Source organism: Methylocapsa sp. S129 (assembly GCF_009765995.1).
Lineage (GTDB): Bacteria > Pseudomonadota > Alphaproteobacteria > Rhizobiales > Beijerinckiaceae > Roseiarcus.
Genome location: NZ_LMUI01000014.1, coordinates 32346 through 45529, shown reverse-complemented (window position 1 = coordinate 45529; position 13184 = coordinate 32346). Strand labels below are relative to the sequence as shown.

General features: G+C 59.4%; 13 protein-coding genes and 1 pseudogene. 10 read left to right on the top strand and 4 right to left on the bottom strand.

Features of this window, described 5'->3' with window-relative positions; all coding sequences use genetic code 11:
• Positions 1 to 517 precede the first annotated feature (517 nt).
• The gene (locus tag GSQ90_RS09255) at positions 518 to 1408 is read left to right on the top strand and encodes a hypothetical protein (protein ID WP_158814544.1); all 891 of its coding nucleotides are present in this window, start codon (positions 518 to 520) and stop codon (positions 1406 to 1408) included.
• Between the two features lie 88 nt (positions 1409 to 1496).
• On the opposite strand, the gene GSQ90_RS09250 is transcribed toward GSQ90_RS09255, so the two are convergent.
• A complete protein-coding gene (locus GSQ90_RS09250; protein ID WP_158814543.1) occupies positions 1497 to 2348 on the bottom strand; it encodes an NAD(P)H-binding protein in 852 nt (283 codons plus the stop codon).
• On the bottom strand, positions 2345 to 3178 hold the full coding sequence (locus GSQ90_RS09245) for an SGNH/GDSL hydrolase family protein (protein WP_158814542.1): 834 nt from the start codon (positions 3176 to 3178) through the stop codon (positions 2345 to 2347). Before GSQ90_RS09245 ends, GSQ90_RS09250 begins: the two co-directional genes overlap by 4 nt.
• 199 nt (positions 3179 to 3377) lie before the next feature.
• Here GSQ90_RS09245 and GSQ90_RS09240 point away from each other — a divergent pair.
• The 3 genes and pseudogenes from GSQ90_RS09240 to argC all read left to right on the top strand — a co-directional run.
• Positions 3378 to 3593 (top strand): annotated as a pseudogene (locus GSQ90_RS09240) (transposase); the annotation flags it as partial.
• A 561-nt stretch (positions 3594 to 4154) separates the two neighbouring features.
• Positions 4155 to 5432 carry a hypothetical protein gene (locus tag GSQ90_RS09235; protein ID WP_158814541.1) on the top strand — a complete coding sequence of 426 codons (1278 nt, stop codon included), beginning with the start codon at positions 4155 to 4157 and terminating at the stop codon, positions 5430 to 5432.
• 173 nt (positions 5433 to 5605) lie between these two features.
• A complete protein-coding gene (gene argC / locus GSQ90_RS09230) occupies positions 5606 to 6532 on the top strand; it encodes an N-acetyl-gamma-glutamyl-phosphate reductase (protein ID WP_158814540.1) in 927 nt (308 codons plus the stop codon).
• Positions 6533 to 6541: 9 nt separating this feature from the next.
• On the opposite strand, the gene GSQ90_RS09225 is transcribed toward argC, so the two are convergent.
• Together GSQ90_RS09225 and GSQ90_RS09220 are read right to left on the bottom strand one after the other, a co-directional pair.
• A complete protein-coding gene (locus GSQ90_RS09225) occupies positions 6542 to 6856 on the bottom strand; it encodes a hypothetical protein (protein ID WP_158814539.1) in 315 nt (104 codons plus the stop codon).
• A gap of 50 nt (positions 6857 to 6906) precedes the next feature.
• Positions 6907 to 7761 (bottom strand): fumarylacetoacetate hydrolase family protein, encoded by an 855-nt coding sequence (locus GSQ90_RS09220; RefSeq protein ID WP_158814538.1) that lies wholly within the window; start codon positions 7759 to 7761, stop codon positions 6907 to 6909.
• A 503-nt stretch (positions 7762 to 8264) separates the two neighbouring features.
• On the opposite strand from GSQ90_RS09220, the gene GSQ90_RS09215 reads away from it, so the two are divergent.
• The 6 genes from GSQ90_RS09215 to GSQ90_RS09190 all read left to right on the top strand — a co-directional run bounded on the left by GSQ90_RS09215 (position 8265) and on the right by GSQ90_RS09190 (position 13184).
• Positions 8265 to 8879 carry an NYN domain-containing protein gene (locus tag GSQ90_RS09215; protein ID WP_158814537.1) on the top strand — a complete coding sequence of 205 codons (615 nt, stop codon included), beginning with the start codon at positions 8265 to 8267 and terminating at the stop codon, positions 8877 to 8879.
• 99 nt (positions 8880 to 8978) lie between these two features.
• Complete coding sequence (locus GSQ90_RS09210) at positions 8979 to 9623, top strand: uracil-DNA glycosylase (protein WP_158814551.1); 645 nt, start codon at positions 8979 to 8981, stop codon at positions 9621 to 9623.
• A gap of 118 nt (positions 9624 to 9741) precedes the next feature.
• Positions 9742 to 10137: a DNA-directed RNA polymerase subunit omega gene (gene rpoZ / locus GSQ90_RS09205; protein WP_158814536.1), complete on the top strand. Its 396-nt coding sequence runs from the start codon at positions 9742 to 9744 to the stop codon at positions 10135 to 10137.
• Positions 10138 to 10842: 705 nt separating this feature from the next.
• Positions 10843 to 11346 (top strand): cold-shock protein, encoded by a 504-nt coding sequence (locus GSQ90_RS09200; RefSeq protein WP_158814550.1) that lies wholly within the window; start codon positions 10843 to 10845, stop codon positions 11344 to 11346.
• A gap of 249 nt (positions 11347 to 11595) precedes the next feature.
• A complete protein-coding gene (locus GSQ90_RS09195) occupies positions 11596 to 11982 on the top strand; it encodes a DUF192 domain-containing protein (protein WP_371418351.1) in 387 nt (128 codons plus the stop codon).
• A 164-nt stretch (positions 11983 to 12146) separates the two neighbouring features.
• A complete protein-coding gene (locus GSQ90_RS09190) occupies positions 12147 to 13184 on the top strand; it encodes a Ppx/GppA phosphatase family protein (RefSeq protein ID WP_246731498.1) in 1038 nt (345 codons plus the stop codon).

The window sequence follows — 13184 nt, the reverse complement described above, 5'->3', positions numbered from 1 at the left end:
TCGGCAGCTCCTCGAATCAGGCTGCCCCCAACAGGAATCATAACCGATTCATTCGAATCGAGAAGTTTCGAGACGGACACTTAGGAAAATCGTTCAGCATCGACCAGAATCCCCGGCGCCAAACGCCAACAAAAAGTGATGCGCCCGAAGACGTTGGGGACCCGTCCCGTAATGCGGCATCGCGCCGCTTGCCTATTAGCGCAAATCACTTCAAAGTGAGATGCCTAAGGGCGTGGACCGCAGGGACTTGCGACTCTTCACGATTAACGGAACGTTAGGTTGCAATAGCCACCATCCGGCACAATATACCGACTCGAATGGGCCGTCGGATCGGGGAACCTTGCTGGGTTCCCAAAGTTATCGGCCTGAGATGAAAAGGAGCCCACGATGATCACATGCTTCACCAAAAGAGGGTCCATCGTGACATCTGTCAGGGAAACAGTCTAAAATCCTTGTAGATTTACTTTATTATAATGGATAACAATCCCCCTGCTGCCAACAGCGGGGGGATTTGTCTATGTGGGGACCGTTCGCAAAACTGTTGAACTGGGCATTCTTGGTCGCGGGCGTGATCGGCCTGATATATCCCGCATTCCTTGAGCCGCCCCAAAGCCTCACGCAGATCATAACATCGTTGCTTCATCCGGAGCTGACAGCGGCGTTCGCCCTTCGCTGGCTTTGCGTCGTCATCGTCGGCGCCTGCATTTATATGCTCGCGATAAGGTCCATGTATTTCCATAGGCCAATTACCATCGTTGAGAGTAAAATTAAGTACACATTCTTCGACAATCGTGGATCGGTATTAATATCGGATAGAAAACAAATTCTCAGAGCAAATCAAAGTAATGTCAGCGCTTGCTACAGCGGGGCCTCTCCAACCAACTCCACCGGTAGAGTGAGAAGACTTGAAGTAAGCTCGTATTGTCATGACGGAGACGTTAAGAACCTGGTCGAGTTGGTAGGATCAGAAGTAAAAGGATATGAGATAATACAAGAATTTGGCCGACCAATGCCATATGGGTGGTATATGCCATTAATTCCGATTTGGTTTATTAATTCTGACTATGACAGAAATTTTCGTTTCATCAAAAAGAACCTCATATTAAGAGGACAGACAGTCGAATATCACGATGACTTTGTTGATGACCCGTGCCTGATAGAGATAGAGGCCTCGCAGTATCCGTTTCGAAGAATACGCTTAGACATTGACTTTGGTCCTTTCGGCCTTCCCGCCGACCTCAAATTTCGTCGCGTACAAGCGAACGGTGTCCTCAACCTAAACCCCAACATTTCAGGGACCACTGCGGGAATTTACATTGACCGCCTCCAGCACGAGACTTTGCGCATTTCGTGGAAACGCCCAGAAATCGCCGGTCATGCTCGCGCGGAGGCCCGTCGCGTCGGTTAGTGGTTGGTCCCGTCAAGTATAATATCGCCTTAGCATACGATTTCGTGCAGTTCTTGTTGCTGCCCCTTTAAGGCGCCGCACCGAAGCACTACTGAAACGAAGCGGCGTTCTCGGCGGCCCACTGAGCGAACGGGATTGGTTGCCGCCCAGTTACTCGTTTTACCCCGTCCGTCACCGTGTCAAGTCGGCCCTCGCGCACCGCGCGCCAGATGCCCACAAGGGCATCGACGTAGGGGCCTTTCCCCGCCCATTCGACGGCGTCGGCGTACGCCTGCCGGTCGGATATTTCCTCGAAGCCGACGGGCTTGCCGATGGCTCTGCCTATCGTGGCCGCCATCTCCCCATAGGACAGCGCCTTACGGCCGGTGATCACCAGCGCCTGGCCGTCGTGGTTGCGCGTGGTCAGGGCGGCCGTGGCGACGGCGGCGATGTCGTCTGGATGGATGAATGCGATCTTGCCCCCACCCGTAGACGAGCGCAGCACGCCCTCTCGGCGGATGGATTCCGACCAACCGAGCGCGTTGGACATGAATCCGGCCGCCTGAATGAACGTGAACACAACCCCGCTCTCCCGAATGGCATCCTCGCCGCGTGCGTGCCACGGACCGGTGCCGATCCCGGTTCGCACGTCCAACGTAGAGAGCTTGACCACATGTCGTACGCCTGCGTCGCGGGCGGCGAAGGAGACCGCGCGATCTCGCTTCTCGAGATCCGATCCATCAGTCAGGAGGAATATGCCGTCGACCCCAGCCAGCGCAGTCGCGAGCGAGGAGCTTGGCTTTTCGAGGTCTCCGGTATGGATATCGACATGGTCGCCGAAAAGGGCTCTGGCCCTCTTCGCGCTGCGCACGAACACGGACGGGCGCGCTCCAGAATCAACGAGGCGCCGGGTTACCCGAGAGCCGATGTTTCCCGTGGCGCCGATGACGAGATGTTTCACTTGAGCTCGCTCCAGCCACGGATCACTTCGAGCGCCAGTCGCTTCTGGCCCGCCACAGTGAAATGCAGACCGTCGTCCATGAGCAGGTCGGAAGGAGGGGGACTCCCCAGCGTTGAGAAGGCGTCGATAACCGGCCCGTCGCCCTCGCGGACGATCTTGGCGACTCGCGCCAAGTCTTCGTTGCGGAACCGAACCCCGAACCTGGCCAGGCCCCAATGCGCCCCCACCTGTGCCTCGTTGACCGCGGGCGGGGTGATCCAAACGCAGCTCGCCGCGCTCTCTCTGGAAACGCGCTGACGCAGCTCGGCAATGTTGCGCGCGGTCTCCTCGTGATGGACGAGCGTCTTCGTGGGGTGCGGGCCCTGCGTGCGGGCGTCATTCGTACCGAAGAGGAAGAGTATCCAGTCGGGCCGGGAATTGATGGCATTTGCGATCCGCACGAGACCGTGCGTGGTCGTCTCGCCTGCGATTGCGCTGATGGTCAACGAAATCCCGTCGGCGCCGCGGCGCCTCGCCGGCATTTCCCTCAGGACTACCGCCCAAGATTGGGGATCGGACGTCAAGCTGTCGCCGAACGCCACTACCTTGGCCCCTTTCCGCAGGGGAAGGCGATCGACCATCGATGCCACGGCTGGGTCAGCAAGCAACGCGCCGGCCGCTTCCGAGGCCTCCTTTTGCATGCGGCCGAGTTCGGTCGCGTAGATATCGACCGGGAGGTTGAGGAGCCCGGCATGAGCTTCCCGGTTTAGGTTGGCGCCCCCGGGGAGGGAGGCCAAGGTCCCTTCGGGTTGGATGACCTTCAAAAGCCAGCGCACTTGCTCGTCCGACATGGGTTTCACCTCGCAGTTCGATCCGTTTGCAGAAGGCGAAAGAGTAGTGGCGCCTCGGGGGCGTCGCTACTCGCGTTGGCTGGCTCATAAGTTATTGTAATTACTTTTAAATATTGCGACCACCAGAGCTTTCATCGGATTCAAGGTCCGTCTGAGAGGCGCCTTTCACGTTCGGCGCCGAGAGTCCGCATTTGGCGGATATCGTTGGTTTTGTTGGCTCGGCCTTGACGGCAAGGCGCCTGATCACTCCACTTTTTCGCTTAACCGGCATCGCCGCTTCCTGCAGAGCGACATCCTGCGGCATTTGTTCGAGACGGTGGTCGAGCGCCGCCTCAGCGAAGGCCTGGTCGGCGGCGAAGGCTTCGCGGTCGACGCCAGCCTGATCGCGGCGGACGCCAACAAGCAATGTTCGGTCCGGGGCGACTAGCGGATAAGAGTCCAGCCGCTTGTTTCTATTTTAGAGAAATATTGCCTGGACGCTCCAGCTTTTCCATCGTATAGTTTCCGATGTTTTCCAACGGAGACGCTTGAGTTTTTGCGCGAGCACGCGCCACGAAGGGCGGGCAGAAAGGGCGGGGCGGCGGCGGTTTTTCAGAAAATCGCTTTTTTCGGTTTTTCGCTTGCAACCCCTTGATATCTCACGATCAGGCTCGAAAAAATTTGCAAATGTTGAGCAGGTGAAAATGTAACCCATTGATATCATTGTGGTCGCTTCAGGAAGGCAAGAGCGAGATAGGAATTAATTGAATCGAACTCCCGTCATTGCGATCGGCGGTTCCACCATAAATCATCTCGCTCCAGGATTCCTGAGCCGCCTTTGCTCCCCGTCCATCGACATGCGGCTCGTCTTAGGGCATCTTCGCCCCCGTGGGGCTTGAGCGCATGCGCCCGAAGCGAAGGGCGCGAGTTTGCGATTTGGCTGGGGGCCGTTCGCGCTTGCTTGGGCGATATTGACCTTTTCCAGGGAGTTTCAGTCATGTTTCACCATTCCGTTCGCCTGGCGTCGCGCGCAACGCTCGCCGGCGCATCGCTTCTGACGCTTGTTCTGGCTTTGGGCGCCTTCCCGCGATTGGCGGCCGCATGGCCGGTGGGACAGGAAGAGGAGGTCACGCTGGATGATTTCACGACCACGTCGAAGGACGGCGACGTCATGACGATCAAACATGCCGAGTTCAAAGGGACCAATCTCAGCGAGGACGAAATCAAGAAACTGCTGACGCCCGATACTTCGCAGGAGGATAAAACCGCTTTGATGCAAAAGCTGAAGGTCGGCGAAATGTCGATTCCGCTGATCGATGTCGCGCCGAAAAAGGGCGGCGCCATCCATATTCACGATGTCACCGGAAGCGACATCGATTCAGGCAAAGTCGGCAAATTCGGCTTCTCGGGCATCGATGGCTCCGGAACGGACAAGGACGGTCCGGTGAGCATCAAGGCTGGCGCATTCACCATGGAGAACGCCGATCTGGCGGATGCGTTGGGCGCCGCCAAGGATCCCAAACAGATTTCCCCGCTGACTCATCTGGGTCATGTTTCGTGGGAAGGCCTCGATTTCACCGTCCCGGATAAGGACGCCGGCCCAGGCAAGACAATCCACATCGCGCTCGGTTCCGTTGAAATCCGCAACAATTACGATGGCGATATTCTCAAGGACGGCGCGACGACGGTGAAGGGCCTTGTTATCGAGCCGTCCAAAGGCTCGGAATTCGCCAATTCCCTGGCGATCCTGGGCTATACGCGCGTCGAATTGAGCGCGCATGTCGCCGCTCATTACGACGCCGGCGCCAAGAAACTGACGCTTGATGACTTCACGATCGACAGTCCCAACGCCGGCGCCATCAAGCTGAAGGCGGATTTCGCCGATATTGATCCGGCTTTATTTGGCGCTGACGCTTCGGCGCGGATGGGCGCCGTCATGGGAGGCGCAATTGCCGCGATTGAGATCAAATTCGTCAATGCGGGTCTTTTTGAAAAATCGGTCACCTATTTCGCCGACCAGCAGAAGACGACGCCCGACGCCCTGAAGAAACAATGGATGGGCGCGGCGGGCCAGATGCTGCCGGCTGTGCTGGGCGGCGATCCGTCCGCGTTGAAAGTCGCCGCGGAGGCGCAGAAATTCATCGCCGCGCCCACCAATCTGACCATCTCGCTGCATCCGAAGTCGGGGACGTTCAAGTTTACGGATGCCGTGGGAGCCGGCGATCCGATGGCTCTGATCAGCACGATCGATATCGCCGCGGCGGCGAATAAATAGGGCGCGCGGCGCTCTTGACGGCATGCATCATTTGCGTCATTTGCAAATGATGATCCGTGCAAGAGCCGCTCGCCACCGACGAAGCTGATCGCCCTTGACCGGAGCGCGACCTCAGGTCGCGCTCTGATGGCGCTCCTGCGCCCCATCGCTTTGCTCCTGCGACCGAGACGATCATGACAGCGACCATTTTTATTGACGGCGAGGCTGGAACTACCGGCCTGCAAATACGCGAAAAGCTTGCCACGCTGCCTGGAATCGTCTTGCGCAGCCTGCCGGCGGAGGCGCGCAAGGACGCTGCCGCCAAGCAGCGTCTTCTCGGCGAGGTCGATCTCGCGATCCTTTGCCTGCCCGATGACGCGGCGCGGCAGACCGCCGCCTTGATCGAGAGCCTGGGCGAGGCCGCCCCACGCGTTATCGACGCCTCCTCCGCCCATCGCGTCGCGCCGGGCTGGACCTATGGTTTTCCTGAATTGACGCGCGGGCAGGGCGCGGCGATCGCCAAGGCGCGCAAGGTCTCCAACCCCGGCTGCCACGCCACTGGCGCGATAGCGCTCTTGCGCCCGCTGACCGAGGCGGGCCTCATCAGCAAGGAGACGCCGATCACGATCACGTCGGTGAGCGGCTATACCGGCGGCGGCAAGACGATGATCGCGGCCTATGAAAGCGGCCAGGCGCCGGCCTTCGAACTCTACGGTCTCGGCCTCGAACACAAGCACGCGCCCGAAATCGAGGCCTATTCGGGGCTCGCGCGGCGTCCGCTATTTGTGCCGTCGGTGGGCAATTTCGCCCAAGGGATGCTTGTCAGCATTCCCCTGCAACTGGAGGCCTTGCCTGGCAAGCCGACGAGTCGGCAATTGAGCCAAGCGCTTGAAGAGCATTATCGCGGCGGTCCATTTGTCAGCGTCCTGCCCATGGCGGAGGGAGGCGGCGAGGCTGGGCGGCTCGAAGCAGAGTCGCTTAATGGCACAAATGACATGCACTTACGCGTCTTTGCTAATGAAAAACATCGGCAGGCTGTTCTCGTCGCCAAGCTCGACAATCTCGGTAAAGGCGCGTCCGGCGCGGCCGTTCAAAATCTGAGATTGATGCTCGGCCTTTGAACGCGCCGGTCAGGCGGACGGCCGGCGGCGCGCGAGGCGAAAAATCGCCCGCGCGGCCCATTCCAGCGCGCCGCCAATCACCCAGGCGAGCGCGCAGCAAAATAGCGCCGCCGCCAGCAGCTTGAGACTGTCCTCGCCGGTCATATCGAAGGCGCCGCCTGACAGAAACCGCATCGTCAGGACAAACGGCAACGCGACGAAAATAAGCCCAATATCGGCCAGCCATTGGCCGATATGGTTGCGATAATCGACATAGGCGACGACAAACGCCACGGCATAGAGCGCCGCAAACAGAGCGCCGGTGATCGATTTCAGCGGTCTCATGCGGCGCTATCCGGCTTCGGATGGAGGTTGTTGAAGCAAGACGCCGACGTTCAGGCTTCTTTCTTCCAGGCGACGACGCGCTGCGCCTGCTGGCCCAGGCCTTCAATGCCAAGCGAGACGGTGTCGCCGGCCTTGAGAAAGCGCGGCGGCTTCATGCCCATGCCGACGCCGGGCGGCGTGCCCGTGGTGATGACGTCGCCAGGCTCCAGAATCATGAAATGCGAGATGTAGGACACCAGCTTGCGCACATTGAAGATCATCGTGGCGGTTGAGCCCTTCTGCATGCGCGCGCCATTGACGTCGAGCCACATGTCGAGCTTTTGCACGTCGGCGATTTCGTCCTTGGTGACGAGCCAGGGGCCCAATGGGCCGAATGTCGGGCAGCCCTTGCCTTTCATCCATTGACCGGAGCGTTCCGTCTGGAATTCGCGCTCGGACACGTCATGGCAGAGGCAATAGCCCGCGACAAAATCCAGCGCTTCGTTTTCGGCGACGTAAGAAGCGCGGGTTCCGATCACGATCGCCAGTTCGACTTCCCAATCCGTCTTCACCGAGCTCTTCGGGATCATGACGTCGTCATTGGGGCCGACGATGCAGGACGGCGCCTTGTTGAAAAGGATCGGTTCTTTGGGGATGGCCGCCCCGGTTTCGGCCGCATGGTCGGCATAGTTCAGACCAACGGCGATGAAATTGCCGACATGGGCCACGCACGGACCAAGGCGCGGCGCGCCACGAACGAGGGGCAACGCGTCGGGCTTGATTTTAGCGAGTCGCGCAAGAACCTTGGGCGAGAGCGTTTCCGCGCCGACATCGCCGATGATGTCGCTCAGATCGCGAATCTTGCCGGCGGCGTCGATGAGGCCCGGTTTCTCTTTGCCCGACTTGCCGTAGCGTACCAGTTTCATAGCGTTTCCCCAATTCAAACGACGCGCTAGAATGAGCGTCGCGGTGGATTAGCCGATTTGCAGCTTGCGCGAAACCATGGCTGCAACAAGTTTTGACGGCAAGTGCGGCTCGTCGGCGCAGGTCGGGGTCGTGCGGGTGATTTTTCTGCGTCTGCGGCGAGATCGTCCGCAAAATGCCGCAACATGCGCGAAAACTGTCCATTTTGGGACGATTGATATTTTCGTCTTTCCATCCGTTGGAAGAGATCGTCAATCGGCCATTAATACACATTAATGATGTAATGAAATGATCGATTTCCGCGCTTGACTCCACTGGCGCCGGCGAGTTGATAAACGAGCGAAGCCAAATAATTCACGACTCCTACGATGCTTCCAGAAATGCAGATCGGAGAGCGCAAGACGGTATCGAAACGGGTAATTCTGGATGAAAGAATGAAGGCCTATTTCTTGCCAAGATTATCGTTGTTATTCTGTTAGAATCAAAACATGAAGAGATATTGATTATGCCGCAACAAGAACGAATCGCTCTTTTCATCGATGGAGCAAATCTTTACGCAAGCGCAAAGTCGCTCGGCTTCGATATTGACTATAAACGTCTTCTCAGAGAGTTTCAGGCCAAAGGTCGTCTGATACGCGCGTTTTATTATACGGCGCTTGTAGAAGATCAGGAATATTCATCCATACGTCCGCTCGTCGATTGGCTGGATTATAATGGATATTCTGTCGTCACAAAGGCGGCAAAGGAGTTTGTCGACTCGACGGGACGTCGCAAGGTGAAAGGCAATATGGATATCGAACTGGCGGTCAATGCGATGGAAATGGCCGACCATATCGATCACATGGTGCTTTTTTCGGGCGATGGCGATTTTCGTTCGCTCGTCGAGGCGATCCAGCGCAAAGGCGTGCGCGTTTCGGTTGTTTCCACCGTCGCCACCCAGCCGCCGATGGTCGCCGACGAATTGCGCCGTCAGGCCGACGAGTTCGTGGACCTCACGCAAATGATTGCGCGCATCGGGCGCGATCCGGGCGAGCGCGCGCCGCGTCAGGGCGACCATCGCCGTCCGCCGGGCCAATTGGCCGGTTTCGCCCAGCCTGGCGACGAGACCGCTGGGGATTGACGTCGCGCCCCCTTGCCCCAGCGTGTTATTATCACGCAGAACGGCGATGGTTTTGCCGGAACGGCTCCGGCCTTCTCAGAGGCGCATTTGGCATTCGATATGGAGCCGCCGAGCGATTGCCAGGATTGTCCGCGGCTGGCCGAGTTCCGGCGCGCCAATCGCGAGCAATTCCCCGATTGGCATAATGCGCCGGTCTCGTCATTTGGGCCCGTCGACGCCCGTCTGGCGATCATCGGCCTGGCGCCGGGGCTTCGCGGCGCCAACAGGACGGGGCGGCCCTTTACAGGGGATTACGCGGGGGACCTACTTTACGCGACGTTGCTGGAATTCGGCTTTGCCGACGGTGAATATGATCGTCGGCCCGACGACGGTTTGAAACTGCAGGATTGCGCTATTGTGAACGCAGTGCGTTGCGTGCCGCCGCAAAACAAGCCGACGCCGCTGGAGATCGCGACCTGCCGACGCTATCTCATCGGGGCTTTGAGCGGGCTCACGAATCTGCGCGCCATCGTGGTCCTTGGACGCATCGCCCATGACAGCGCCTTGCGGACTTTCGGGCTGCCGCTCGCGCGGTTTCCGTTTTCCCATGGCGCGATTCACGACCTGCCTGGCAGCCATCTGAAGCTTTTCGACAGCTACCATTGCTCCCGCTACAACACCAATACGGGGGTGCTCACGCCGCAAATGTTTCGCGCCGTGTTCGCCTCGGTGCGCGCGCACCTCTCCGTCGGCGGCGGCGCCTGAGACGCCCCGGAAAAGCCTGATTCGGCTGCGAGGCCGGATCGATTGTCTTGCTTTGCCGGGGTTGGCGGTGTAGGAGGCCTGCAACCCTTTCATTGCTGACCGTTTTTGAGGAGTTGCCATGGCGCGCGTCACCGTCGAGGATTGCATCGACAAGATCGAGAATCGCTTCGATCTCGTTTTAATGGCCAGTCACCGCGCGAGGATGATTTCCTCCGGCGCCCAGATCACCGTGGCGCGCGATAATGACAAGAACCCGGTCGTCGCCTTGCGCGAAATCGCCGACGCTCATTTGACGCCGGGCGATTTGAAGGAAGATCTGATTCATTCGCTGCAAAAGCATGTCGAGGTCGACGAGCCCGAGGCCGAGGCGGCGCCGCCGATGGTCAACAACGCCTTTGCCGGCCAGGCCGACGCTGGCGGCGACGCCCAGTTCGATCGTATGACCGAAGAAGACCTGTTGCGCGGCCTCGAAGGCATGGCGCCGCCACCCGAACCCGAAGACGAAGCGGAATAAAATTCGGGGCGTTCTGCGCAGCGCTGTTTCCTATTTCGGCTTGACCGACGCCGCGCGCCTCGAGGGATTTCGTGGCGCGCGCGAGCTACGGGCACGCCTTTTCTCGATCGCGTATCCAGCCTTTGCTTGCGGCGCGTTTTCCCAAAGATGAATCAAAATCACGCTCGAGACTTTCGGCGCCGTGTTTGCGTTGGTGCGCGGGCGTCGTCGCGCGGCGCTGAGGCCTGATTCGATCGCCATGGATGGGGCTGGACGCAGCGGAAAACGCCCCGCGCGCGGTGCGCCGCGCGGTCCCGCGGAAAATTTCGATCGATGAAGGGCTGTCCACAAGGTTTCGCAAGCGGGCGAAGATTTTACTAGGTCGCCTGCGGCGTTTTGCTATCCTTCATGTGAGAGAATCACTTGGCTCACGCTCAGATTGACCGGCGACCCGAGTGAATCAGGGTTAATGGAGCGGCGATTTATCCGACAAGCGATTTGCGAAGGAAGAATAGCCGAACATTGAGCATGTGCGGGAGCGCCGACGATTTTGTCGATGCATGCGAGCGGGATGTTTTGTTCGCCTAGATTTATTGTTTGTTGAGGGATGCTGTATTCGTTGGGGGAGCCGATAAATTGAGCGCGAACGGTTCTAAATCTCATCTTGAGATTGGCGGCGAGGCCCCGGGTCTGTCGGAAGAGGGTCATCGCGGCGCGCTTGTGGAGATGGCCGGGCGCGTCAAATGGTTTGATGTGTCCAAGGGCTATGGCTTTATCATCCCCGATGGCGGCGAGCCTGACGTTTTACTTCACGTCACGGTGTTGAGGCGAGACGGCTTTCAATCGATCCACGAAGGCGCGCGCGTCGTTGCTGAAGTCGTGCGCGGGGACAGGGGCATGCAAGTGTTCCGCGTCCTTTCCGTTGAGGCTGGCGAACCCGTTCATCCCTCCCAATTGGCGCCGGCGCGCACGCATGTGCAGGTCACCGAAGTCGGCAGCTTCGAAATTGTCATCGTCAAATGGTTTAATCGCATTCGCGGCTTCGGTTTCCTGTCGCGCGGCGAGGGCACGGAAGACATATTCGTCCATATGGAGACGCTGCGCCGCTACGGATTTGCGGACGTCAAGCCGGGCGATAGCCTTCTCGCGCGTTTTGGTCCAGGCCCGAAGGGCTTGATGGCTGCCGAAGTGCGGCCGCTCGAGGGCTCAAAGCTGCTTTCCTCGCATTGAGTCCGGGCGGGGCCGTGCCAAATTCGACACATTCAGCCAGCAGATAGGGCGTCCTCGCGCGCCGCGATTTCGAGAGGAAATCGTTTGGGTTTCCCCGTCTGCCGGCGTTCTTTGACAGCCATTATTGAAAAGGCAGGCGTGAACGTGCCGATCAGGTCGACCTCAGCTCTCAGTTGGCGTGCGCCGCGCCGATTCGCGGCGGCGTTGTTTGTCTTTGCCTATTTCGCCATAGGGGGCTCCATTGGAGCCTTGGCGCAAACCTTTGACAAACTTGAGATTGTGACGTCGACGGGCGTTCACGCTTTTTCGGTTGAACTCGCGCGCAACGACGCCGAGCGGGAAAAGGGCCTGATGTATCGCCGGTTCATGCCGGCCGATCGCGGCATGCTTTTCGATTTCAAACGCGAAGAGCCGGTCACGTTCTGGATGAAGAACACCTATATCCCGCTCGACATGATTTTCATCTCTCATGCCGGAACGGTCGTCAGCATCGCCGCCAACGCGGAGCCCCTGTCGGAACGCCTGATCCCTTCCGAAAGGCCTTGCTATGGCGTTCTCGAAGTCAATGGCGGGGTCGCGGAGAGCATTGGGCTCAAACCCGGCGACAAGGTCAGGCATCCGATATTCGCGCCCTGACGCCCGGCTGCGCCACGCCCGCATTGCATCCTTCCGCCACGTTGTTACAATTGCGGCGAATGTTCGCCCGGACGCAGGCTGTTTCGGGCGCGAGGAGTTTGCGCTTGACTGTCATCTCGCCGCTCGGCTCGCCCTTTGGGCCGACGCCGAAGCGCGCGTCCGGCATGGATGGGGGCCCGCCGCTCGGCCGCGCGCCGCGGGGTCCCTACGCCGCTTTGGACCTTGGCACCAATAATTGCCGGTTGCTGATCGCCCGCCCGACGGTGGACGGGTTCAGGGTCATCGATTCGTTTTCCCGTATTGTAAGGCTTGGCGAAGGGTTGTCGCAGACCGGCCGTCTCAGCGAGGCGGCGATCGCGCGCACGATCAGCGCCTTGACCGTTTGCCGCGACAAGATGCGTATCCATGGCGTCGCGCGCGCGCGCATGATCGCCACCGAGGCGTGTCGATCCGCGGCGAACGGCATCCAATTCCTTGAAGACGTGCGCGATCGCCTTGGGATCCAGCTTGAAATCGTCGATCGCGAGACCGAGGCGCATCTGGCGGCGGCCGGGTGCGGCGCCCTTGCCGACCAAAATGCCCGTTCGATCGTGCTGTTCGACATCGGCGGCGGGTCGTCGGAGATTGTCTGGCTGTCGGGCGAAGAAGGGCGAGGCGGGGAAGGCTTCGACGATTCAACAGCTCGGCGAATTCGGGCATGGGAATCGCTTCGTCTAGGCGTCGTGACGCTCGCCGAGAAATTCGGCGGCAATGATGTCAGCGACGAAACATTCGCGGCAATGACCCAATTCGTCGCCGATCAATTGGCGCCTTTCGCCCTTCGCGTGGCGGGCGAGGCGCGATGCGCCCATTTTCACCTGCTGGGCACTTCAGGCACCGTCACGACAATCGCCGGCGTCCATCTGAATTTGCCCCGATACGACCGGCGGCAAATCGACGGACTCTGGCTGACCAGCAGCGAAGTTGACGCGACAATCGGCAGATTGCGGTCGATGACCTATGCGCAACGCTCGGCCAATCCCTGCATCGGCCACGAGCGCGCCGATCTGGTGCTGGCCGGGTGCGCGATTCTTGAGGCGATCCGCCAGAGTTTCCCCGCCGAGCGCATCCGCATCGCCGATCGGGGCCTGCGTGAAGGCATGCTCACCCAATTGATGAGCGCCGATCGCGGCGGCCCGCACGCCAACAGAATGGGTCACTGA